Annotated in this window: 20 protein-coding genes; 13 read left to right on the top strand and 7 right to left on the bottom strand. The window is 69.6% G+C overall.

Annotated features, from left to right (window positions below):
• The first annotated feature begins 62 nt into the window (after positions 1 to 62).
• The 3 genes from AC5LXX_RS13435 (at position 63) to fghA (ending at position 3,696) form a co-directional block, all read left to right on the top strand.
• Positions 63 to 1,499, top strand: coding sequence for a xylulokinase (locus AC5LXX_RS13435; RefSeq protein WP_493409756.1), 1,437 nt, complete (start codon positions 63 to 65; stop codon positions 1,497 to 1,499).
• A gap of 225 nt (positions 1,500 to 1,724) precedes the next feature.
• Complete coding sequence (locus AC5LXX_RS13430; RefSeq protein ID WP_006483756.1) at positions 1,725 to 2,831, top strand: S-(hydroxymethyl)glutathione dehydrogenase/class III alcohol dehydrogenase; 1,107 nt, start codon at positions 1,725 to 1,727, stop codon at positions 2,829 to 2,831.
• A gap of 16 nt (positions 2,832 to 2,847) precedes the next feature.
• Entirely contained in the window at positions 2,848 to 3,696 is an 849-nt protein-coding gene (gene fghA / locus AC5LXX_RS13425; RefSeq protein WP_493409755.1) for an S-formylglutathione hydrolase, read from the top strand.
• A gap of 129 nt (positions 3,697 to 3,825) precedes the next feature.
• On the opposite strand, the gene AC5LXX_RS13420 is transcribed toward fghA, so the two are convergent.
• Genes AC5LXX_RS13420 through AC5LXX_RS13405 form a run of 4 tightly spaced genes read right to left on the bottom strand, consistent with a single transcriptional unit; the run spans position 3,826 to position 6,928 of the window.
• A complete protein-coding gene (locus AC5LXX_RS13420) occupies positions 3,826 to 4,608 on the bottom strand; it encodes a metal ABC transporter permease (protein ID WP_027810962.1) in 783 nt (260 codons plus the stop codon).
• Positions 4,601 to 5,491: an ABC transporter ATP-binding protein gene (locus AC5LXX_RS13415; RefSeq protein WP_493409754.1), complete on the bottom strand. Its 891-nt coding sequence runs from the start codon at positions 5,489 to 5,491 to the stop codon at positions 4,601 to 4,603. Before AC5LXX_RS13415 ends, AC5LXX_RS13420 begins: the two co-directional genes overlap by 8 nt.
• 17 nt (positions 5,492 to 5,508) lie before the next feature.
• Complete coding sequence (locus tag AC5LXX_RS13410) at positions 5,509 to 6,420, bottom strand: metal ABC transporter solute-binding protein (RefSeq protein ID WP_493409753.1); 912 nt, start codon at positions 6,418 to 6,420, stop codon at positions 5,509 to 5,511.
• Between the two features lie 46 nt (positions 6,421 to 6,466).
• Positions 6,467 to 6,928: a Fur family transcriptional regulator gene (locus tag AC5LXX_RS13405; protein ID WP_124456414.1), complete on the bottom strand. Its 462-nt coding sequence runs from the start codon at positions 6,926 to 6,928 to the stop codon at positions 6,467 to 6,469.
• Positions 6,929 to 7,258: 330 nt separating this feature from the next.
• Between AC5LXX_RS13405 and AC5LXX_RS13400 the strand changes: the two genes are divergently transcribed.
• The 8 genes from AC5LXX_RS13400 to AC5LXX_RS13365 all read left to right on the top strand — a co-directional run bounded on the left by AC5LXX_RS13400 (position 7,259) and on the right by AC5LXX_RS13365 (position 15,570).
• Positions 7,259 to 8,035, top strand: a complete 777-nt coding sequence (locus AC5LXX_RS13400) for an L-iditol 2-dehydrogenase (RefSeq protein ID WP_493409752.1) — start codon at positions 7,259 to 7,261, stop codon at positions 8,033 to 8,035.
• A gap of 78 nt (positions 8,036 to 8,113) precedes the next feature.
• Positions 8,114 to 9,070, top strand: a complete 957-nt coding sequence (locus AC5LXX_RS13395) for a sugar kinase (protein ID WP_493409751.1) — start codon at positions 8,114 to 8,116, stop codon at positions 9,068 to 9,070.
• Positions 9,058 to 10,419, top strand: a complete 1,362-nt coding sequence (locus AC5LXX_RS13390) for a D-tagatose-bisphosphate aldolase, class II, non-catalytic subunit (protein ID WP_493409750.1) — start codon at positions 9,058 to 9,060, stop codon at positions 10,417 to 10,419. The genes AC5LXX_RS13395 and AC5LXX_RS13390 overlap by 13 nt, the downstream gene beginning before the upstream one ends.
• A 61-nt stretch (positions 10,420 to 10,480) precedes the next feature.
• Positions 10,481 to 11,806: an ABC transporter substrate-binding protein gene (locus AC5LXX_RS13385; protein WP_493401459.1), complete on the top strand. Its 1,326-nt coding sequence runs from the start codon at positions 10,481 to 10,483 to the stop codon at positions 11,804 to 11,806.
• 114 nt (positions 11,807 to 11,920) lie between these two features.
• Complete coding sequence (locus AC5LXX_RS13380; RefSeq protein WP_006496497.1) at positions 11,921 to 12,874, top strand: carbohydrate ABC transporter permease; 954 nt, start codon at positions 11,921 to 11,923, stop codon at positions 12,872 to 12,874.
• Positions 12,871 to 13,722 (top strand): carbohydrate ABC transporter permease, encoded by an 852-nt coding sequence (locus AC5LXX_RS13375; RefSeq protein WP_493409749.1) that lies wholly within the window; start codon positions 12,871 to 12,873, stop codon positions 13,720 to 13,722. Before AC5LXX_RS13380 ends, AC5LXX_RS13375 begins: the two co-directional genes overlap by 4 nt.
• Positions 13,719 to 14,405: an HAD family hydrolase gene (locus AC5LXX_RS13370; protein ID WP_493409748.1), complete on the top strand. Its 687-nt coding sequence runs from the start codon at positions 13,719 to 13,721 to the stop codon at positions 14,403 to 14,405. Before AC5LXX_RS13375 ends, AC5LXX_RS13370 begins: the two co-directional genes overlap by 4 nt.
• Before the next feature lie 55 nt (positions 14,406 to 14,460).
• Positions 14,461 to 15,570, top strand: a complete 1,110-nt coding sequence (locus AC5LXX_RS13365; protein ID WP_493409747.1) for an ABC transporter ATP-binding protein — start codon at positions 14,461 to 14,463, stop codon at positions 15,568 to 15,570.
• Between the two features lie 14 nt (positions 15,571 to 15,584).
• On the opposite strand, the gene AC5LXX_RS13360 is transcribed toward AC5LXX_RS13365, so the two are convergent.
• A complete protein-coding gene (locus AC5LXX_RS13360) occupies positions 15,585 to 16,469 on the bottom strand; it encodes a LysR family transcriptional regulator (RefSeq protein ID WP_493409746.1) in 885 nt (294 codons plus the stop codon).
• Positions 16,470 to 16,582: 113 nt separating this feature from the next.
• On the opposite strand from AC5LXX_RS13360, the gene AC5LXX_RS13355 reads away from it, so the two are divergent.
• Together AC5LXX_RS13355 and AC5LXX_RS13350 are read left to right on the top strand one after the other, a co-directional pair.
• A complete protein-coding gene (locus AC5LXX_RS13355) occupies positions 16,583 to 17,779 on the top strand; it encodes a serine hydrolase domain-containing protein (protein WP_493409745.1) in 1,197 nt (398 codons plus the stop codon).
• Positions 17,776 to 18,999, top strand: coding sequence for an MFS transporter (locus tag AC5LXX_RS13350; protein ID WP_493409744.1), 1,224 nt, complete (start codon positions 17,776 to 17,778; stop codon positions 18,997 to 18,999). Before AC5LXX_RS13355 ends, AC5LXX_RS13350 begins: the two co-directional genes overlap by 4 nt.
• A 22-nt stretch (positions 19,000 to 19,021) precedes the next feature.
• Here AC5LXX_RS13350 and AC5LXX_RS13345 read toward each other — a convergent pair whose 3' ends face one another.
• The gene (locus AC5LXX_RS13345; protein ID WP_124624605.1) at positions 19,022 to 20,035 is read right to left on the bottom strand and encodes a sugar-binding transcriptional regulator; all 1,014 of its coding nucleotides are present in this window, start codon (positions 20,033 to 20,035) and stop codon (positions 19,022 to 19,024) included.
• Between the two features lie 49 nt (positions 20,036 to 20,084).
• Positions 20,085 to 21,455: a xylulokinase gene (locus AC5LXX_RS13340; protein ID WP_493409743.1), complete on the bottom strand. Its 1,371-nt coding sequence runs from the start codon at positions 21,453 to 21,455 to the stop codon at positions 20,085 to 20,087.
• Positions 21,456 to 21,523: the final 68 nt, after the last annotated feature.

Here is a 21,523-nt window from a genome sequence, read left to right as displayed (position 1 = left end):
CCGGGGCGCGTATCGCGATCCCGTTATCATCGGGATCCGTTCATACGAATTTTCCTACCGTCATGCGCCTGCTCGGAATCGACCTCGGCACCGGCTCCGTCAAACTCGTCACGCTCGATGCCGATGGCGCCGAGCGGGCAGTCGCGAGCGAACCTTACGCGCTGTCGTCGCCGCAGCCCGGTTGGGCCGAGATCGCGCCCGATACGTGGTGGCAGGCGCTCGTGCGCGCGGCCGCGCGGCTGCCGGCCGGCGAGCGCGCACAGGTCGCCGCGATCGGCTTCTCGGGCCAGATGCACGGCGTCGTGCTGATCGACGCGGCCGGCCGGCCGGTGCGACCCGCGCTGCTGTGGCCCGACACGCGCGCGGTGCGCGAAGCGGACGCGGCGGTCTGGCCCGATGCACCGAATCCCGTCGCGCCGGGCATGGCCGGCCCGCTGCTGTGCTGGTTGGCCGCGCACGAACCCGATGCGCTGCGCGCCGCGCGCCGGGCCGTACAGCCGAAGGACTGGCTGCGCATCGCGCTCGGCGGCGACGTCGCGGCCGATCCGAGCGACGCGTGCGCGACCGCGCTGGCGACACCCGACGGCGCGTGGGACGTCACCTTGATCGACGCGCTCGGCCTGCCGGCCGACCGCTTCGCGCCGGTGCGTGCATCGACTGCGCGCTGCGGCACGCTCGGCGCGCAGGCGGCCGCCGCGCTCGGGCTGCCTACCGGCGTGCCGCTCGCGACGGGCGCCGCCGACACCGCCTGCGCGGCGCTCGGCAGCGGGCTGGTTGCCGCGGGCGACGCCCTGCTGACGACCGGCAGCGGCGGCCAGATCGTCGTGCTCGCGGATGCGCTGCCGCCCGCGCGGCGCGGGCTGCATCGCTATCGCACGGCGGCCGGCGGCGGCTACTACACGATGGCCGCGATGCAGAACGTCGGGCTCGCGCTCGAGGCCGTGCGCGGCTGGCTCGGCTATGCGGGATGGGCCGACGCGTATGACGATGCGTTCGCGCAGCCGGTGTCGGAACGGCTGTGCTTCCTGCCGTACCTGACGGGCGAGCGTTCGCCGTGGATGAACCCCGATGCGCGCGGCGGCTGGCTCGGCCTCGGGCTCGGCGATACGCGCGGCGCGATGATGCGCGCGGCGTTCGAGGGCGTCGCGTTCGCGTTGCGCGCGGGGCTCGACGCGATCCGCGATGCCGATCGCCGCGACCCGGTGACCACGCTGCGCCTCGCGGGCGGCGGCTCGGTCGATCCGCGCTGGCGCCAGTTGCTCGCCGACGCGCTCGGCGCGTCGCTGCACGCGATCGACTGTCCGAATGCCGCGACGCGCGGCGCCGCGCTGCTCGCGGGCGTCGCGATCGGGCACTGGCGGGAAGACGCATTGCGTGCGTTGGCGCCGGCCGCGTCGCCGGTCGCGGTGCCGCGCGACGACCGCTCGCTGGCCGCGCGTCATGCGCGCTTCATCGATCTGTACGTGCGCACGGATGCATGGTTCACGACGGGCGTTTAAACTCGAACACTTGTTCTTTTGCGCCAGCGATGACGCATCGTGGCAAGCCGGCGGCCGTTTCCCGCACGCGGCGCGTGGCGGGACCGGCCATCATGGCGAGCACGGAATGCTTTCTTCGTGTCGCGCGCGATGCCGCGCGGCACGGCTTCGACAGCTTTGCATGGAACCCGGCGGGCGCCGATGCGCGCGTGCGGGCCGACCTCACAGACACACAGGAGTGACACGATGAAAACGAAAGCCGCGATTGCCTGGAAGGCGGGTGCGCCGCTGACGATCGAGGAAGTCGATCTCGAAGGGCCGCGCGCAGGCGAAGTGCTGATCGAAGTGAAGGCGACGGGCATCTGCCACACCGACTACTACACGCTGTCGGGCGCCGATCCGGAAGGAATCTTCCCGGCGATCCTCGGCCATGAAGGCGCGGGCGTGGTGGTCGACGTCGGCCCCGGCGTCGGCACCGTGCGCAAGGGCGATCACGTGATTCCGCTCTATACGCCGGAATGCCGCGAGTGCAAGTTCTGCCTGTCGCGCAAGACCAACCTGTGCCAGAAGATCCGCGCGACGCAGGGCAAGGGCCTGATGCCCGACGCGACGTCGCGCTTCTCGCTCGACGGCAAGCCGCTGTTCCACTACATGGGCACGTCGACCTTCTCGAACTACATCGTCGTGCCGGAAATCGCCGTCGCGAAAGTGCGCGAGGACGCGCCGTTCGACAAGATCTGCTATATCGGCTGCGGCGTGACGACGGGCGTCGGCGCGGTCGTGTACTCGGCGAAGGTCGAGGCCGGTGCGAACGTGGTCGTGTTCGGCCTCGGCGGGATCGGCCTGAACGTGATCCAGGGCGCGAAGATGGTCGGCGCGGACAAGATCATCGGCGTCGACATCAATCCGAAGCGCGTCGAGCTCGCGAAGAAGTTCGGGATGACGCACTTCATCAACCCGAACGAAGTCGAGAACGTCGTCGACCACATCGTGCAACTGACCGACGGCGGCGCCGACTACTCGTTCGAATGCGTCGGCAACGTGAAGCTGATGCGCCAGGCGCTGGAATGCACGCACAAGGGCTGGGGCCAGTCGTTCATCATCGGCGTGGCCGCGGCGGGCGAGGAAATCAGCACGCGTCCGTTCCAGCTGGTCACGGGCCGCGAGTGGAAGGGCTCGGCGTTCGGCGGCGCGCGCGGCCGCACCGACGTGCCGAAGATCGTCGACTGGTACATGGAAGGCAAGATCAACATCGACGACCTGATCACGCACACGCTGCCGCTCGAGCGGATCAACGAAGGCTTCGACCTGATGAAGGCCGGCGAGTCGATCCGCTCGGTCGTGCTGTACTGACCGGGAGCGCACCGTCATGCTCGAACTCGTTTCCTCGCATGCGTGCCACGGCGGCGAGCAGCGCTTCTACCGTCACGATTCGGCGGCCATCGGCCTGCCGATGAAGTTCTCGGTGTACCTGCCGCCGCAGGCGGCGCACGGCCGCGTGCCGGCGCTGTTCTATCTCGCGGGGCTCACGTGCACCGACGAGACGTTCGCGATCAAGGGCGGTGCGCAGCAATACGCGGCGCAGCACGGCATCGCGCTCGTGATGCCCGACACGAGCCCGCGCGGCGCGGGCGTGCCGGGTGAAACCGACGCGTGGGATTTTGGTGTCGGCGCGGGCTTCTACGTCGACGCGACCGAGGCGCCGTGGTCCACGCATTACCGGATGGAGTCGTACGTGACGGGCGAGCTGCGCGAGCTCGTCGCGGCCGAGCTGCCGATCGACGGTACGCGGCTCGGGATCTTCGGCCACTCGATGGGCGGGCACGGCGCGCTGACGCTCGCGCTGCGCCATCCGGGCCTGTACCGGTCGGTGTCGGCGTTCGCGCCGATCGCCGCGCCGACGCGCTGCCCGTGGGGCGAGAAGGCATTCTCGGGCTACCTCGGCGACGATCGCGACGCGTGGAAGGCGCATGACGCGAGCGAGCTCGTCGCGCGCGCCGATGCGCCGAAGTTCGCGGACGGCATCCTCGTCGACCAGGGGCTGGCCGATCAGTTCCTCGCGAACCAGCTGAATCCCGACGTGTTCGAAGCCGCGTGCGCGAAGGCCGGCCAGCCGCTGACGCTGCGCCGTCATCCGGGCTACGACCACGGCTACTACTTCATCTCGACGTTCATCGCCGATCACATTGAGCATCATGCGCGGGTGCTGGCTCGGTGAGCGGGAAGGTAAGCCGATAACGCATACGACGTTCCGCGCGAAATCGCGAATGCATAAAAAAACGCCGGCGCTGCCCTCGGGCACGCCGGCGTTTTCATTTGCATCGGACGGCGATCCGTCGGACGGCGATCAGTTGCGCCGCAACAAGCTCGCTCCGTACACGAGCGCCGACAGCGCAGTGATCCAGAAGCTCGTCGGCCAATCAGTGTGATACGCGAGCACGATGCCGGCCCACGCCTCGAACAGCGCGAACAGCGCGGCGAGCAGCACGCCCGTCGATAGTCGCGTCGACACGTTCTGCGCGGCCGCCGCCGGCCCGACCAGCAACGTGAATACGAGCAGCACGCCGACGATCTGCGTCGCCGCGGCCACCGCGAGCGCGCACACCGCGAGGAACAGCATCGACACCGTGCGCAGCGACACACCCTTCGCTTCGGCCAGTTCCGGCTGCAGCGACGCGAACAGCAGCGGCCGCGCGATCAGCGCGAGCGCGGCGAGGCTCACCGCGCCGATGCCCGCAAGCACCGCGAGCGTGTCGTGGCTCACCGCGAGCACGTTGCCGAACAGCAGCGCGGTGACCTGCGTCGCGAACGACGTATAGAAATGCAGGAACAGCAGGCCGAAGCCGAGCGCACCCGACAGGATCACACCGATCGCGACGTCGCGGCCCGCGAGCTTTTCGCCGAGCGCGCCCATCCCGATCCCGGCCGCGAGCGTGAAGCCGACCATCCCCCAGATCGGCGAGATGCCGAGCAGCACCGCGCCCGTCGCGCCTGTGAAGCCGACGTGCGACAGCGCGTGACCGGCGAAGGTCTGCCCGCGCAGCACCAGGAAGTAGCCGACGATGCCCGCGAGCACCGCGACGATGCCCGACGCCGCGAAGGCGTTGATCATGAAGTCGTATTCAAACATCGTGCGAATGCCCGGGATGAGCGTGTCCGTGGTGGTGATGGCCGTGGCCGCCGCCACCGCCGTGCGAGTGACCGTCGTCGTCCTCGTGTTCGTGGTCGTGTTTCTCGACCTCGACGTCGCCGGACATCACGAAGATCTTGCCGTTCACACGCATCACGTCGATCGGCGACCCGTAGAGCCGCGACAGCACCGGCTTCGTGATCACCTCGTCGACGGTGCCGAGCGCCGCGACGCCGTTGCCGAGATACAGCACGCGGTCGAGCGCGTTCAGCAGCGGATTCAGTTCGTGCGCGGAGAACAGTACGGTGATGCCGAGCTCGCGCTGCACGTTGCGCACGAGTTCGACGACACCGCGCTGGTGGTTCGGGTCGAGGCTGATCAGCGGCTCGTCGAGCAGCAGCAGCTTCGGATTGCCGAGCAGGCACTGCGCGAGCAGCAGGCGCTGGCGTTCGCCGCCCGACAGCTCGGACAGTGGCCGGCGCGCGAGCGTCTGGCCGCCGACGAGATCGAGCACGCGATCGACGTCGCGGCGCGTGGCCGCGTTCGTGTGCGGCAAGCCCCAGCGGTGGCCGTCGGCGGCCATCGCGACGAAGTCGTAGCCGCGCATCCGGCGGTTCGCGAGGCCGCTCCTGATCTGCGGCATGTAGCCGATCGACGGGTTGCCGCGCACGACCGGCACGCCGCCGACGGACAGCGTGCCGGCCGACACGGGCACGAGGCCGAGCACCGCGCGCATCAGCGTCGTCTTGCCCGCGCCGTTCGGCCCGAGCACGCCGACGAATTCGCCGGGTTCGATCGAGAAGCTGACATCGCGCAGGATCGTGCGTCCGCCCAGTTCGAGCGTGACGCGATCGACGGCGAGTGCGTGGGGAGTGGCGGTCATGTCGTTACGGTTAGCTATTACTTGCCGGCTGCAAGCGCGTTGCCGAGCGCGTCGAGCTGGCCGGCCATCCATTGCTGGAAGGTCTTGCCGGCCGGCTGCGTCTCGGTGACGCTGACGGTCGGCACGCCGCCGTCGCGCGCGATCTTCAGCATGCGCTTGGTCATCGGTTCTTCGGCCTGGCTGTTGTAGATCAGCACGCGCACCTGCTTTTTGCGCAGGTCGTTCTCGAACGCGGCGACATCCTGCGCGCTGGCTTCGGTGTTGTTCATCGTCGCGAGCTGGAAGCGCTGGTTGCGCATGTCGAGGCCGATCGCATCCGACATGTAGCCGAACACGGGCTCGGTGGCCGTCACGGGCACGCCCTTGTATTTCGCGCGCAGCGCGGCGACCTTGTCGTCGACGGGCTTCAGCGACGCGACGAACTTCTGCAGGTTCGCATCGTAGTCGGCCTTGTTCGCCGGGTCGGCGCGGCCGAGCTCGGCCGCGATCGCGCGCGCGGCCGCCGGCATCGTCGCCGGGTCGTACCAGAGGTGCGGGTTGTCGCCGGCCTTCTTGCCGACCAGGTCGGCAACGACGATCGTCGCGCGTTTCGCCTGTTTCGATGCGCCGAGCAGCTTGCCCATCCACGGATCGTAGTCGGCGCCGTTGTAGATCACGACCTGCGCGCGCTGGAGCGCGCGGGCCGTCTTCGGGCTCGCTTCGAACAGGTGCGGATCCTGGTCGGGATTGCTGAGGATGCTCGTGACCGCGACGTGGCGGCCGCCGATCTGCGATGCGACGTCGCCGTAGAAATTCTCGGCGGCGACGACGTTGACGGTCGCCGCCTGCGCAACCACGGGCGCGGCGAACGACAGCGTGGCGACGGCGGTGGCCAGCCAGCGGACAGGCGACAAGGCGCGCCGCGGCACGCACTTCAGGGCAATGGACATGGAACTCCTCGTTGGAAGGGCGGCGCGTGAGCCGCGCGATACGACGTCAGCGCTGGGCGGGCTTGCGCTTGCAGTGTCCGCACAGGCCGCTCAGCTCGACGACCTGGTGGTGGACTTCGAAACCGTGCGCGGGCTCGCTCGCGGACAGCTGCTTCGCGAGATCGCCGCCGGGAATCTCGACGGTGTCGCCGCACGAATCGCAGATCAGGAACTGACCTTCGTGCGGCACGCCGATCTCGCAGCACGCGAGGAACGCATTCTTCGATTCGATCCGGTGGATGAAGCCGTGCTCGACGAGGAAATCCAGCGCGCGATAGACGGTGGTCGGCGGCACGCGGCCGCGCTGCGGTTCGAGTTCGGCGAGCAGGTCGTATGCGCCGATCGGGCGCTGCGCGGCCAGCACGCGTTCGTAGACCTGACGGCGCAGCGGCGTCCACGCGAGCCCGTGCTCGGCGGCGAATGCGTCGGCCCGGGACAGCCGGGCGTCAATGGACGAGGAGGTAGCCATGGCGTGAAGCAGGGCGATGAAACAAAGTACGGCGATGATATAACGTATCGTCGCGCCGTGCAGCGCGAATTCCGTTTTTCCGTCCTCGCTCCGTCCCCTTCATCGTCGATGCCACTGCGCCGCACCGTGCGCCCCGCGCCTTGCGGTGCGGGCGCGGCGGGACGTCATCGTGCGCCCCTGTGCCGCAGCGCGTCATAGAAAGCCGTCGCATCGTCTTGACAGCGCGAATCGCGTATCCGATCATTCGATCACTAACAGAGCAATTGATCGGTCAGCGAGCGTTCGCTCACCTCGTGGCCGTCGTACAGCAGAATGAACCGGAGACAGCCAGTGAGACTGGAAGACAAGGTCGCGATCCTGACGGGCGCCGCAAGCGGCATCGGCGAGGCGGTCGCGCAACGCTATCTGGACGAGGGCGCGCGCTGCGTGCTCGTCGACCTGAAGCCCGCCGGCGGCTCGCTCGCGCGGCTGATCGAGGCGAACCCCGGCCGCGCGGTGGCCGTCACCGCGGACGTCACGCGCCGCGACGACATCGAGCGGATCGTCGCAACGGCGGTCGAACGCTTCGGTGGCGTCGACATCCTGTTCAACAACGCGGCGCTGTTCGACATGCGCCCGATCCTCGACGAATCGTGGGACGTGTTCGACCGGCTGTTCGCGGTCAACGTCAAAGGGCTATTCTTCCTGATGCAAGCGGTCGCGCAGCGAATGGTCGAGCAGGGGCACGGCGGCAAGATCGTCAATATGTCGTCGCAGGCCGGCCGTCGCGGCGAGGCGCTCGTTTCGCACTACTGCGCGACCAAGGCCGCGGTGATCAGCTATACGCAATCGGCCGCGCTCGCGCTCGCGCCGCACCGGATCAATGTGAACGGGATCGCGCCGGGCGTCGTCGACACGCCGATGTGGGAGCAGGTCGACGCGCTGTTCGCGCGCTACGAGAACCGGCCGCTCGGCGAGAAGAAGCGGCTCGTGGGCGAAGCCGTGCCGCTCGGCCGCATGGGCGTGCCGGGCGACCTGACGGGTGCCGCGCTGTTCCTCGCGTCGGCCGACGCCGACTACATCACCGCCCAGACGCTGAACGTCGACGGCGGCAACTGGATGAGCTGACATGGCGCCGCTCGCACGCGTAACCTGCCGGCCGGCCTGCGACGAAGTGGCCGCCGGCGAACGAGGAGGGCACGCCTGATGGCCGAGATCGTCGTCGCCGGCGAACTGCTCGCCGAATTCGTCGCCGCCGAGCGCGGCCAGGGTTTCGAGATGCCCGGCCTGTTCGCGGGGCCGTTCCCGAGCGGCGCGCCGGCGATCTTCGCCGACCAGGCCGCGCGGCTCGGCGCGCGTGTCGCGTATGCGGGCTGCGTCGGCCGCGACGCGTTCGGCGACGCGATCGTCGCGCGGCTCGAACGCGACGGCGTCGAGGTCGCGCGCATCCGCCGCGTCGCACGCCCGACCGGCACCGCGTTCGTCGCGTATCGCGACGACGGCTCGCGCAGCTTCGTGTTTACGCTGTCCACCAGCGCGGCCGCGTGCGTCGATGCATCCGATGTCGATACCGCGATGTTCGACGGCTGCCGCTACTTTCATGTGATGGGTTCGTCGCTGACGAGCGAATCGGCGATCGCCGCCGTGCAGCGCGGCGTAATCGAGGCCGCGCGCACCGGCGCGAAGGTATCGTTCGATCCGAACGTGCGCCCTGAGATGCTGAGTTTTCGTCCGATGCGCGCGGCGCTCGACGAGATGCTCGCCGCGTGCCACCTGTTCCTGCCGAGCGAGGCCGACCTGCCGTTCTTCTGCGGCCCGCAGCCGGCCGAGCGCGCGATCGCGGGCCTGCTCGCGACGCATCCGCTGCTCGAGCGCGTCGTGCTGAAGCGCGGCGCGGAGGGCAGCGTCGCGTTCGACCGTGCGAACCGCGTCGACGCGCCGGCCTTTCCGGTCGCCGAAGTCGACCCGACCGGCGCCGGCGACTGCTTCGGCGGCACGCTGGTCGCGAGCCTCGTCGCGGGTGTGCCGATCGATGCCGCACTGCGCCGCGCGAACGCGGCCGGCGCGATCGCGGTCACGCGGCGCGGCCCGATGGAAGGCAACAGCAGCGCGGCCGAGATCGACCGCTTCCTGACCGAACGAGGTGTCGCATGTCCGGCCTGACGTCCTTCGCTGAACGCCCGCGCACCGCGCATGCGGACGCGGTGCTGCGGATGATCTTCGACGCGAACCGCGCCGACGCGCAGCGCGGCATCTATTCGATCTGCAGCGCGCACCGGCTCGTGCTGGAGGCCGCGTGCGAGGCTGCGCGCGCGGACGGTTCGCCGCTGCTGATCGAGGCGACCTGCAACCAGGTGAACCATCTCGGCGGCTATACGGGCATGACGCCCGCCGATTTCCGCCGCGACGTCGATGCGATCGCCGCGCGTTGCGGGCTCGCGCCGTCGGCGCTCGTGCTCGGCGGCGATCACCTCGGCCCGAATCCGTGGCGCCATCGCCGCGCGGCCGACGCGATGCGCGAGGCCGTCGCGATGGTCGCCGCCTATGTCGAGGCCGGCTTCGAGAAGATCCATCTCGATGCGAGCATGGCGTGCGCGGACGATCCGGTACGGCTCGACGACCGCACGATCGCCGCACGCGCGGCCGAGCTGTGCCGCGCGGCGGAAGCTGCGGCGCAGCGCGCCGGGATCGCGCCCGTCTACGTGATCGGCACCGAGGTGCCGACACCCGGCGGCGAAGTGAGCGGCAGTGCGAACGACGGGGACGATGCGGCGATCGCGCGGATCGCGGTCACGCGCAGCGACAGCATCGCGGCGACGCTCGACGCGCACCGCCGCGCGTTTGCGGCAGCCGGGCTCGACGATGCATGGACGCGCGTCGTCGCGATCGTCGCGCAGCCGGGTGTCGACTTCGACGATCGCCACGTGCTCGACTACGACAGTGCGAAGGCGGCGTCGCTCGGCGCGAGTATCCTGCAGACACCGCGCCTCGTATTCGAGGCGCATTCGACCGATTACCAGACCGAAGGCGCGCTCGCCGCGCTCGTGCGCGACCACTTCGCGGTGCTGAAGGTCGGCCCCGCGCTGACGTTCGCGCTGCGCGAGGCGCTGTTCGCGCTGACGTTCATCGAGGATGCGCTGATCGACGACGTCGCGCAGCGCTCGCGGCTGCGCGACGTCGTCGACACCGCGATGCGCGCGCAGCCCGAACACTGGGCGCCGTACTACCGAGGCGACGAGACGGAGCAGCGGCTCGCGCGCCAGTTTAGCTACAGCGACCGCATTCGCTACTACTGGCTGCAGCCGGCCGTCGCGGCCGCGGTCGAGCAGCTGTTCGGCAACCTCGCGCGGCAGCCGGTGCCGGAGACGCTCGTCGCGCAATGGCTGCCGGACGTCTACGCGGCGTGCCGCGCGGGCGGGCTCGCCAGGGAGCCGCGTGCGTGGGTGCGCCATCGGATACGCGACGTGATCGCGCACTATGCGCGCGCGTGCGGAATGCAGCGGCCGGCGTGACGGGCCGCGAAGGAAACGACGCAAGACCGACGACACTTCGAACAAACACAGGAGACATGCCATGCAACGAAAGATGCTCGACGCCGCCGCACGCTGCTTCGCCGGAGCCGCGCTCGCGACGGCGGCCTGCGCCGCGTCCGCCGGCACGCTGACGATCGCGACGCTGAACAACCCCGACATGATCGAGCTGAAGAAGCTGTCGCCGGCGTTCGAGAAGGCGAACCCCGACATCAAGCTGAACTGGGTGATCCTCGAGGAGAACGTGCTGCGCCAGCGCGCGACGACCGACATCACGACCGGCAGCGGCCAGTTCGACGTGATGGCGATCGGCACCTACGAGACGCCGCAGTGGGGCAAGCGCGGCTGGCTCGCGCCGATGACGGGCCTGCCGGCCGACTACGACCTGAACGACATCGTGAAGACCGCGCGCGACAGCCTGTCGTACAACGGCCAGCTCTACGCGCTGCCGTTCTACGTCGAAAGCTCGATGACGTTCTACCGCAAGGACCTGTTCGCGGCGAAGGGGCTGAAGATGCCCGATCAGCCGACCTACGACCAGATCGCGGAATTCGCGGACAAGCTCACCGACAAGTCGAAGGGCACCTACGGGATCTGCCTGCGCGGCAAGGCCGGCTGGGGCGAGAACATGGCGTTCGTGTCGACGGTCGTGAACACGTACGGCGGGCGCTGGTTCGACGAGAACTGGAACGCGCAGCTCACGTCGCCCGAGTGGAAGAAGGCGATCAATTTCTACGTGAACCTGCTGAAGAAGAACGGGCCGCCGGGCGCGAGCTCGAACGGCTTCAACGAGAACCTGACGCTGACCGCATCGGGCAAGTGCGCGATGTGGATCGACGCGACGGTCGCGGCCGGGATGCTCTACAACAAGCAGCAGTCGCAGGTGGCCGACAAGATCGGCTTCGCGGCCGCGCCGGTCGCCGCCACGCCGAAGGGCTCGCACTGGCTGTGGGCGTGGGCGCTCGCGGTGCCGAAGACGTCGAAGCAGCAGGATGCCGCGCGCAAGTTCATCGCGTGGGCGACGTCGAAGCAGTACATCGAGATGGTCGGCAAGGACGAGGGTTGGGCGTCGGTGCCGCCGGGCACGCGCACGTCGACGTATCAGCGGCCCGAGTACAAGGCCGCCGCGCCGTTCTCGGACTTCGTGCTGAAGGCGATCGAGACGGCCGATCCGAACGATCCGTCGCTGAAGAAGGTGCCGTACACGGGTGTGCAGTACGTCGGGATTCCTGAATTCCAGTCGTTCGGCACGGTGGTCGGCCAGTCGATCGCCGGTGCGGTCGCGGGCCAGATGACGGTCGACCAGGCGCTCGCCGCGGGCCAGGCCGCCGCCGACCGCGCGGTGCGGCAGGCCGGCTACAAGAAGTAACGCGTCAGCCGTCGTGCGGCCTGCGGCGTGCGCCGTTGCACACGCCGCGGGCCGGCGAAGCTGAAACGCGGGCAGGCCGTTCGCGCCCGCGCATCAACCGGAGGGACTCCGATCATGCGTCACCTGCGTCTTCCCCTGAGTCACGCTCACGCGCCGTCGGTCGGCGACGCGTCGTCGCCGCCCGGCGCGCCGCGCCGCGCGCGCGGCGGCGCGAGCTGGCTCGTGTCGCCATCCGTCGCGGTGCTGCTGCTGTGGATGTCGATTCCGCTCGCGATGACGATCTGGTATTCGTTTTCGCGCTACAACCTGCTGAACCCCGACGTGAAGGGTTTCGCCGGGTTCGACAACTACCGCTTCCTCGCCACCGATCCGTCGTTCCTGCCCGCGATCTGGCACACGCTCGTGCTGATCGGCGCGGTGCTCGCGATCACCGTGGTCGGCGGCGTGCTGATGGCCGTGCTGTTCGACCGCAAATTCTACGGGCAGGGCGTCGCGCGCCTGCTCGCGATCGCGCCGTTCTTCGTGATGCCGACGGTGTCCGCGCTGATCTGGAAGAACATGATCCTGCATCCGGTGTACGGGCTCGTCGCGAACGCGATGCGCGCGCTCGGGATGACGCCGATCGACTGGTTCGCCGATTACCCGCTCACCGCCGTGATCATCATCGTCGCGTGGCAGTGGCTGCCGTTCGCGTTCCTGATCCTGTTCACCGCGATCCAGTCGCTCGACCAGGAGCAGAAGGAAGCCGCGCGCATCGACGGCGCGGGCCCGATCGCGATGTTCTTCTACATCACGCTGCCGCACCTGAAGCGTGCGATCGCCGTGGTCGTGATGATGGAAACGATCTTCCTGCTGTCGATCTTCGCGGAGATCTACACGACGACCGGCGGCGGCCCCGGCGACGCGACGACCAACCTGTCCTACCTGATCTACGCGCTCGGTCTGCAGCAGTTCGACGTCGGCCTCGCGTCCGCGGGCGGCATCATCGCCGTGGTGGTCGCGAACGTCGTGTCGTTCTTCCTCGTGCGGATGCTCGCGCGCAACCTGAAGGGGGAGTACGAAAAATGAGCGATCTGACTATCGCAGGCCGGCGCGCGCCGGCTGCATTCGACCTCGTGCGGCGCGCGCTGCCCGGCACGCTCGCGTGGCTGATCGCGCTGCTGCTGTTCTTCCCGATCTTCTGGATGGCGATCACCGCGTTCAAGACCGAGCAGCAGGCATACGCGTCGACGCTGTTCTTCATGCCGACCCTCGACAGCTTCCGCGAGGTGTTCGCGCGCAGCAACTACTTCGCGTTCGCGTGGAATTCGGTGCTGATCTCGGCCGGCGTCACGGTGATCTCGCTGCTGTTCGCGGTGCCGGCCGCGTACGCGATGGCGTTCTTCCCGAACCACCGCACGCAGAAGGTGCTGCTGTGGATGCTGTCGACGAAGATGATGCCGTCGGTCGGCGTGCTGGTGCCGATCTACCTGCTGTGGAAGAACGCGGGGCTGCTCGACACGGTGTCGGGGCTCGTGATCGTCTACACGCTGATCAACCTGCCGATCGCGGTGTGGATGACCTTCACGTACTTCAACGAAATCCCGAAGGACATCCTCGAAGCCGGGCGCATCGACGGCGCATCGACGTGGCAGGAGATCGTCTACCTGCTGATGCCGATGGCGCTGCCGGGGCTTGCATCGACCGCGCTGCTGCTCGTGATCCTGTCGTGGAACGAGGCGTTCTGGAGCATCAACCTGTCGAGTTCGAACGCCGCGCCGCTGACCGTGTTCATCGCGTCGTACTCGAGCCCCGAAGGGTTGTTCTGGGCGAAGCTGTCCGCGGCGTCGCTGCTGGCGGTCGCGCCGATCCTGATCGTCGGCTGGCTGTCGCAGAAGCAGCTCGTGCGCGGGCTCACGTTCGGGGCGGTCAAATGAGCGCGACGAACGTCCTGATCTGCGATTGCGACGGCGTGCTGATCGACAGCGAGGCAGTGGCGGCCGACGTGCTCGTGCACGAACTCGATGCCCGCTGGCCGGGCGTCGATGCGCGGCCGGCCGTGATGCCGCTGCTCGGGCTGCGCATCGAGCGCGTGCTGGCCGGTGCTTCCGAGGCGGTGGGCCGCACGCTGTCGAACGACGACGTCGTCGAAATCCGCGCCGCGGTCGAGGCGGCGGCCGTCAATGCGCCGATGGTCGACGGCATCGATGCGGCGCTGGCCGCGATCCCGTTGACGACGGCCTGCGCGAGCAACAGCTATCGCGCATACGTCGAGGCGGCGCTCGCGCGCACGGGCCTCGCACGCTTCTTCGGCGACCGGCTGTTTTGCGCGGATGCGGTCGCGCGGCCGAAGCCGGCGCCCGACGTCTATCTCGCGGCCGCGCGCAAGCTCGGCGTCGCGCCCGCGCAGTGCCTCGTGGTCGAGGACAGCGTGACCGGCATCACCGCGGCCGCCGCGGCCGGCATGACCGTGCTCGGCTTCGTCGGCGGCGGGCATGCGTCCGTGGCCCAGATCGACGCGCTGCGCGGGATCGGCGCGCGTCACGTATTCGACGACATGCACGAGCTGCCCGGCTACGTCGCGCGCTGGCAGGCGACGGGCGCGGTGCTGCCGAACTAGCAACGATCAAGCGCTGCCGGCATGGCGGCGCATCACGAACGAACGGAGACAGATCATGGCAAGCGTGCTCCTGCGCAATATCGCGAAGCGCTACGACGACACCGAAGTGCTGCGCAACGTGAACCTCGACATCGCCGACGGCGAATTCGTCGTGTTCGTCGGGCCGAGCGGCTGCGGCAAATCCACGCTGATGCGGATGATCGCGGGCCTCGAGGATATATCGAACGGCGACCTGCTGATCGACGGCGCGAAGGTCAACGACGTGCCGAGCGCGAAGCGCGGCATCGCGATGGTGTTCCAGTCGTATGCGCTGTACCCGCACATGACGCTGTACGACAACATGGCGTTCGGTCTCAAGCTCGCGGGCGCGAAGAAGCCCGAGATCGACCAGGCCGTGAAGCAGGCCGCGAAGATCCTGCACATCGATCACCTGCTCGACCGCAAGCCGAAGCAGCTGTCGGGCGGCCAGCGGCAGCGCGTTGCGATCGGCCGCGCGATCACGCGCAAGCCGAAGGTGTTCCTGTTCGACGAACCGCTGTCGAACCTCGACGCCGCGCTGCGTGTGAAGATGCGGCTGGAATTCGCGCGGCTGCACGACGAGCTGAAGACGACGATGATCTACGTGACGCACGACCAGGTCGAGGCGATGACGCTTGCCGACAAGATCGTCGTGCTGTCGGGCGGCGCGGTGCAGCAGGTCGGCACGCCGAACGCGCTGTATCACGCGCCGGCGAACCAGTTCGTCGCAGGCTTCATCGGCTCGCCGAAGATGAACTTCCTGAAGGGCACGGTCGAATCGGTCGATGCGGGCGGCGTGCTCGTGCGCTTCGACAGCGGCGAGACGCAGCGCGTCGCGGTGGAGGCGACCGCGCTGCAGCGCGGTGCCGCGGTGACCGTCGGCGTGCGGCCCGAGCACCTGCTGGTCGACGCGGCCGCCGCCGGTGTTGCCGCACGGACGATGGCCGTCGAATCGCTCGGCGATGCGGCCTACCTGTATGCGGAATCGGCCGTCGCGCCGGACGGGCTGATCGCGCGGATTCCGCCGCTCGACACGTACTGCACCGGCGAGGCGCTGCGCGTGCATGCGCAGGCCGAGCACTGCCACCTGTTCGACGAAAACGGGCAGGCGTTCCGCCGGCTGAGCGTGCACGCGAAGGCGGCTTGACGGCCGCGCGCCGGTTATAGCCGCAGGTGCTCGGCCATGTAGTCGACGAATGCGCGTAGCTTGGGCATCGGATGGCGGCCCGACGGCCACAGCACGTAGAACGGCGTGCGGCTCGCGACGTGGTCGTCGAGCACGGCGCGCAGCCTGCCGTCGTCGAGCGCGTCTCGCACGAAGAACTCGGGCAGGCATGCGATGCCGAGCCCACGCAGCGCGAAGCACAGGCGCGTCTCGGCGTTGTTGCTGACCATCGAGACGGGTACCTCCGGCGGCGTGCCGGCACGCGGCGCGCGCAGCGGCCAGATCTCGAGCCTGCCGCTGCTCGGGAAGCGGTAGTGCAGGCAGCGATGCCGCGCGAGATCGGCAGGCGTGCGCGGCGTGCCGTGCCGGTCGAGGTAGCCGGGCGACGCGACGAGGTGCTGGCGGAAATGGCCGAGCAGTCGCGACGACAGTCGCGAATCCGACGGCTGGCCCGTGCGCAGCACCACGTCGAAGCCTTCATCGACGACGTCGACGAGCCGGTCGCTGAAATCGATGTCGAGTTCGATCTCCGGATACGCGGCGATGAAATCGGCGAGCACCGGCAGCAGCAGCGTGCCGATCGTCGGCAGGCTCACGCGCAGGCGCCCGCGCGGCGCTTCGGCACTGTGCGTGAGTTCCTGCTCGGCCGCGTCGATTTCGGCGATCACGCGCCGGCACCGTTCGAGAAAGCGCGCGCCCTCGGCCGTCAGCGTGATGCTGCGCGTGCTGCGGTGAAAGAGCCGCACGTTCAGGCGCGCCTCGAGCCGCGCGATACGCTTGCCGATCGCCGACGCCGACAGCCCGAGCGCGCGGCCGGCCGCGACGAAGCTGCGCGTTTCCGCGACCTGGACGAACACGACGAAACCGCCAAGATTTTCCATACTGGGCCCCGATTACGGACATCGATGTCCGGAGTGTCCGGAACTCTAACCCGGTTTTTCTTCTGGCGCCGGCTCCCTACGATGGGCGTTCCTTCATTGTTCGAGGTCACGCCATGTCATCCCCGCCTGTCTCCGTCACGCATGCCGATCCCGACGCCGCATTGCGCGGCCGGCTCGATGCCGCGCTCGATCGCGCGCTGGCCGATGCGCGCGTGGTCGGCGCGGTCGTGCTGGTTGCCCGTGACGGCGAACTTCGCTATGCGCGCGCGGCCGGTCTCGCCGATCGCGAACGCGGTACGCCGATGCGGGAGGACACGCTGTTCCGGCTCGCGTCGATGTCGAAGCCGATCGTGACGGCCGCCGCGATGCGGCTCGTCGCGGCCGGGCGCATCGGGCTCGACGAGCCGGTCGCGTGCTGGCTGCCGGCGTTCCAGCCGACGCTGCCCGACGGCACGCCTGCCGCGATCACGCTGCGGCATCTGCTGTCGCATACGGCCGGGCTGGGCTACCGCTTTCTCGAAGCCGATGGCGACGGCCCGTACGCGCGCGCCGGCGTGTCCGACGGGATGGATCGCGCAGGCCTGTCGCTGGCGGAGAACGTCCGGCGCATCGCGCGTGTGCCGCTGCGGTTCGCGCCCGGCACATCGTGGGGCTACTCGCTTGCGACCGACGTGGCGGGGGCGCTGATCGAAGCGGTCGATGGCCGGCCGCTCGCGCAGGCGGTGGCCGCGCTCGTCACGACGCCGCTCGGGATGGCCGATACCGGATTCGTCGCGCATGACGCCGCGCGCGTCGCGACGCCCTACGTGAGCACGCCCGACGTACCGCGCCGGATGGCCGACGACGATCTCGTGCCGGTGTTCGACGGCACGGTCGGCATCCGTTTCGAGCCGGCGCGCGCGTTCGATGCGACCGCGTGGCCGTCGGGCGGCGCGGGCATGGTCGGCACCGCGCACGATTGCCTGACGCTGCTCGATACGCTGCGCACGGGCCTCGACGGCTGGCTCGCACCGCGCTGGATCGACGAGATGTCACGCATCCAGCCGGGCGCGCACGATCTGCCCGACGCGCCGGGGTTCGGCTTCGGGCTCGGCTTTTCCGTGCTGCATGACCCGGTGCCCGCGCAATCGCCGGAATCGGTCGGCACGTGGCGCTGGGGCGGCGCCTACGGGCACGCGTGGTTCGTCGACCGGGCGGCAGGGCTGACGGTGGTGGCACTGACCAATACGTTGTACGAAGGGATGCACGGGCGCATCGTCACCGACGTGCGCGATGCGGTGTATGGCGTCGACGATCGGAGTGCGCAATGAGCGAGTGCGTATCCGTTTCCGAGCGCGCTGCCGATCGTGCGACAGATTCGTCCACGCTGGCCGGTGCGCGCCTTCCCGTCGCGAACCTCCTCGCGCTTGCCACCGCCGGCTTCATCACGGTGCTCACCGAAGCGCTGCCGGCTGGCCTGCTCCCGCTGATGAGCGCCGACCTGCGCGTGACCGAGGCGCTGATCGGCCAACTGGTGACCGTCTACGCGCTCGGCTCGATCGTCGCGGCGATTCCGCTCGTTGCCGCGACGCGCGCGATGCGCCGGCGCCGCCTGTTGCTCGCGGCGCTGGCCGGCTTCGTCGTGTCGAACGCGCTGACGGCCGTGTCGCCGTACTACGCGCTCACGCTAGCCGCGCGGTTCGTCGCGGGGATGTCGGCCGGCCTGCTGTGGGCGCTGCTGGCCGGCTATGCGAGCCGGATGGTCGACCCATCGCTGCGCGGCCGCGCGATCGCGGTCGCGATGCTCGGCATACCGGCGGCGATGTCGATCGGCATTCCGGCCGGCACCGCGCTCGGCGCAATGTTCGGCTGGCGCGTCGCGTTCGCGTTGATCACGCTGGCCGCGCTCGCGCTGATCGGCTGGATCCGCCTGCGCGTGCCCGACTATCCAGGGCAGCCCGCCGGCGCGCGCGAGCCGGTGCTCGGCGTGATGACGCTGCCCGGCGTGCGGCCGGTGCTGACCGTGATGTTCGCGTACGTGCTCGCGCACAACATGCTTTACACGTATGTCGCGCCGTTCCTGGCGGGTGTGCGGATGGGCGCGCAGGTCGACGTGGTGCTGTTCGTGTTCGGGGTCGCGTCGCTGGCCGGCATCGCGCTGACGGGCGCATGGATCGGCGCGGCGCAACGGCAGCTGACGCTCGCCAGTATCGCGCTGTTCGCGCTCGCGGCGCTGATGCTCGGCGCGGGTTCCGGGATCGCGATCGTCTACGCGGGTGTCGCGCTGTGGGGACTCGCGTTCGGCGGCGCACCGACGCTGTTCCAGACGGCCACCGCGAACGCGGCAGGGGAATCGGCCGACGTCGCGCAGTCGATGCTCGTGACGGTGTGGAACCTCGCGATCGCCGGTGGCGGCATCGCGGGCGGGATGCTGCTCGGCGCGACGGGCGCGGGTGCGATTCCGTGGGTGCTCGTCGCGCTGCTGGCGGCCGCGTGGATCGGCGCGTGGCGCGCACGCCGGCATGCGTTCCCGGCGCCGCGCGCGGCCTGAGCGGCTTGCGCCGGCGGCGGTGTCAGGCCGCCTTCGCGGCGAGCGCGGCGCGCGCGCACGCTTCGTCGGTGACGAGCCCCGACAGCCAGCCGCCGCGCAGCGCGGCGATCACCGCGTCGTGTTTCTTCGGGCCGCCGGCGAACGCGATCGTCGGCAGCTTGGGCGGCGTCGCGAGCGCCACGCTCGTCACGCGCGCGCTGGTCGACACGGTGATCTGCGTGCCCTGCGCGTCGATCGGCACGCCGAGCAGTTCGGCCACCGCGCCGAGCGCGGTCATCTCGTCGCGTTCCTGTTCGGTGATGAAGCCGTCTTCGTAGAGCGGGCAGTGCGGGCCGATGTTGCCGATCCCGACGAACGCGACGTCGGCTTCGCCGGACAGCGCCTCGACGATCCGGTACAGCCGGTGGTTGCACCACTGCGCGCGTTCGGCGTCGCTGTCGGCAAACAGCGGCGCGGGCAGCAGGAAATGCTTGCTGCCGGTTTTCTCGGAGATGTACTGCGCGACGTCGTAGCGGTTCGACGAGCCGTCGGCCGCGATTGCGCCGACCATCGACACGAGCCGGTGCTGCGGTCGGTCGATCTGCGCGATCTGCGCGACCGCGGCCTTCAGCGTCCGGCCGCTGCTGACCGCGATCACCATCGGCCGCGTTTCGTTCAGGTAGCGCTCCATCACCTGCGCGCCGGCGACCGCGAGCTTGCGGTCGATCGCGTCGGGCGCATCGGCATCGACGGGCACGACTTCGCACATCGCGAGGCCGTAGCGTTTCGAGAGCTGCGCGCCGAGATCGAGGCAGTCGGCGAGCTGGTGATCGACGCGCACGCGGATCAGGTTCTTCTCGACCGCGAACGCGACGAGGCGCTGCGCGACCGGGCGCGAGACCTGCAGCTTCTCGGCGATTTCGTTCTGCGTGTCGCCCGCGACGTAGTAGAGCCACGCGGCACGTGTGGCGAGATCGAGCTTTTCTGAGGACTTGGACACGATAGCGATTCGGTTTGGATCAGGGGGCCGCCCCGCGGGCCGGCCGGCAGGCCGCACGACGGCGTCCACTGTAACGCATGTCGTGCGTGCTGCCCCGCAGTCACGCCTACGCGAGCCGCGCGCGTGACGGTTCGTACAGCGGCTGCACGTGACGGTACAGCGAGCGGAACGCGTCGAGGCGTTCGCGCAGCCTCGCATGGCGGGCGGCGTCCGGCGCGTATTCGGCACGTACCGGCGGCTTGGTCAGCACCGTGTGCGGATCGCCGCCGACGGCCAGCCAGCCGAGCCGTGCCGCGCCGAGCGCCGCGCCCGTTTCGCCGCCGCCGATCTGGCGCGTGCGCACGTTCAGCGCGTCGGCGATCAGCTGCGCCCAGAATGCGCTGCGCGCGCCGCCGCCGATCAGCGACAGCTGGTCGGTTTCGACGCCGGCCGCATGCAGCGCGTCGAGGCCGTCCGCGAGGCCGAGCGTCACGCCTTCGAGCACCGCGTAGCCGAGATGCGCGCGCTCGGTCGCATGCGTCATCCCGAAGAACACGCCCTGCGCGTACGGGTCGTTGTGCGGCGTGCGTTCGCCCGACAGGTAGGGCAGGAACAGCGGCGCCGTGGCGAGCGCGTCGGCGTCGAGCGCCTCGACTTCGGTGAGCAGCGCGGGCTCGTCGGTGCCCGTCAGCTTGCAGACCCAGCGCAGGCAGCTCGCGGCCGACAGCACGACGCTCATCAGTTGCCAGCGATCGGGAATCGCGTGGCAGAACGCATGCACGGCCGACGCGGGGTTCGGCATGAAGCGGTCGCCGACCACGCTCAGCACGCCCGACGTGCCGAGCGACACGAAGCCGTCGCCCGCGTGGATCGCGCCGATGCCGAGCGCGCTCGTCGCGTTGTCGCCGCCGCCGCCCGCGACCACGACGGCCTCCGACAGCCCGAGTTCGCGCGCGACGTCGAGCCACAGCGTGCCGGCCGCGTCCGACGGATCGGACACTTTCGCGCCGGTCATCCGGAACCGCAGGTAGTCCTTCGGCATCAGCACGCAGGCGGTGGCCGCGAACACGTCGGGTTCGTGCTTCGCGACCCACAGCAGTTTCGGCGCGGTGAAGCCCGGCATCGCGAGATTGCCGGCCAGTGCGTGGAGATCGGGCGCGCGTTCGGTGAGCAGCGCGCATTCGTCGGCGCTGCGCATGTCGTTCCACAGGATCGCGGGGCGCAGCACGCGGTCGTCGCGGCCGAGCAGCACGGCGCCGTGCATCTGCCCCGACAGGCCGATGCCGCGCACTTGCGCGAACGCGTCGCGATGCCGTTCGCGCAACGTGGCGAGCGCGGCGAGCGTGCCTTGCCACCAGTCGTCCGGATGCTGTTCGGCCCAGCGCGGATGCGGCCGCGACACGGTGAACGGCGTGCCGGCCGTGCCGACGACCGTGCCGTCGGGGGCCAGCAGCAATACCTTCACTTCCGAGGTGCCGAGGTCGATGCCGAGATACATGAGCGGTTCGTTCCGTCAGTGGGGAATCGCTACTTTAGCCGCGCGGCAGCGCACGTGCCAAGGCAGGT

It is taken from the genome of Burkholderia torrens (assembly GCF_984668525.1).
The sequence above is the reverse complement of the archived record's forward strand: the minus strand, read 5'-3'. Positions and strand labels throughout refer to the sequence as shown.

Excerpts from the sequence above, each read along its gene's own strand:
- AC5LXX_RS13435 (WP_493409756.1), top strand. The coding sequence starts at position 63 with ATGCGCCTGCTCGGAATCGACCTCGGCACCGGCTCCGTCAAACTCGTC.
- AC5LXX_RS13430 (WP_006483756.1), top strand. The coding sequence starts at position 1,725 with ATGAAAACGAAAGCCGCGATTGCCTGGAAGGCGGGTGCGCCGCTGACG.
- fghA (WP_493409755.1), top strand. The coding sequence starts at position 2,848 with ATGCTCGAACTCGTTTCCTCGCATGCGTGCCACGGCGGCGAGCAGCGC.
- AC5LXX_RS13420 (WP_027810962.1), bottom strand. The coding sequence starts at position 4,608 with ATGTTTGAATACGACTTCATGATCAACGCCTTCGCGGCGTCGGGCATC.
- AC5LXX_RS13415 (WP_493409754.1), bottom strand. The coding sequence starts at position 5,491 with ATGACCGCCACTCCCCACGCACTCGCCGTCGATCGCGTCACGCTCGAA.
- AC5LXX_RS13410 (WP_493409753.1), bottom strand. The coding sequence starts at position 6,420 with ATGTCCATTGCCCTGAAGTGCGTGCCGCGGCGCGCCTTGTCGCCTGTC.
- AC5LXX_RS13405 (WP_124456414.1), bottom strand. The coding sequence starts at position 6,928 with ATGGCTACCTCCTCGTCCATTGACGCCCGGCTGTCCCGGGCCGACGCA.
- AC5LXX_RS13395 (WP_493409751.1), top strand. The coding sequence starts at position 8,114 with ATGGCCGAGATCGTCGTCGCCGGCGAACTGCTCGCCGAATTCGTCGCC.
- AC5LXX_RS13390 (WP_493409750.1), top strand. The coding sequence starts at position 9,058 with ATGTCCGGCCTGACGTCCTTCGCTGAACGCCCGCGCACCGCGCATGCG.
- AC5LXX_RS13385 (WP_493401459.1), top strand. The coding sequence starts at position 10,481 with ATGCAACGAAAGATGCTCGACGCCGCCGCACGCTGCTTCGCCGGAGCC.
- AC5LXX_RS13380 (WP_006496497.1), top strand. The coding sequence starts at position 11,921 with ATGCGTCACCTGCGTCTTCCCCTGAGTCACGCTCACGCGCCGTCGGTC.
- AC5LXX_RS13375 (WP_493409749.1), top strand. The coding sequence starts at position 12,871 with ATGAGCGATCTGACTATCGCAGGCCGGCGCGCGCCGGCTGCATTCGAC.
- AC5LXX_RS13370 (WP_493409748.1), top strand. The coding sequence starts at position 13,719 with ATGAGCGCGACGAACGTCCTGATCTGCGATTGCGACGGCGTGCTGATC.
- AC5LXX_RS13365 (WP_493409747.1), top strand. The coding sequence starts at position 14,461 with ATGGCAAGCGTGCTCCTGCGCAATATCGCGAAGCGCTACGACGACACC.
- AC5LXX_RS13360 (WP_493409746.1), bottom strand. The coding sequence starts at position 16,469 with ATGGAAAATCTTGGCGGTTTCGTCGTGTTCGTCCAGGTCGCGGAAACG.
- AC5LXX_RS13355 (WP_493409745.1), top strand. The coding sequence starts at position 16,583 with ATGTCATCCCCGCCTGTCTCCGTCACGCATGCCGATCCCGACGCCGCA.
- AC5LXX_RS13350 (WP_493409744.1), top strand. The coding sequence starts at position 17,776 with ATGAGCGAGTGCGTATCCGTTTCCGAGCGCGCTGCCGATCGTGCGACA.
- AC5LXX_RS13340 (WP_493409743.1), bottom strand. The coding sequence starts at position 21,455 with ATGTATCTCGGCATCGACCTCGGCACCTCGGAAGTGAAGGTATTGCTG.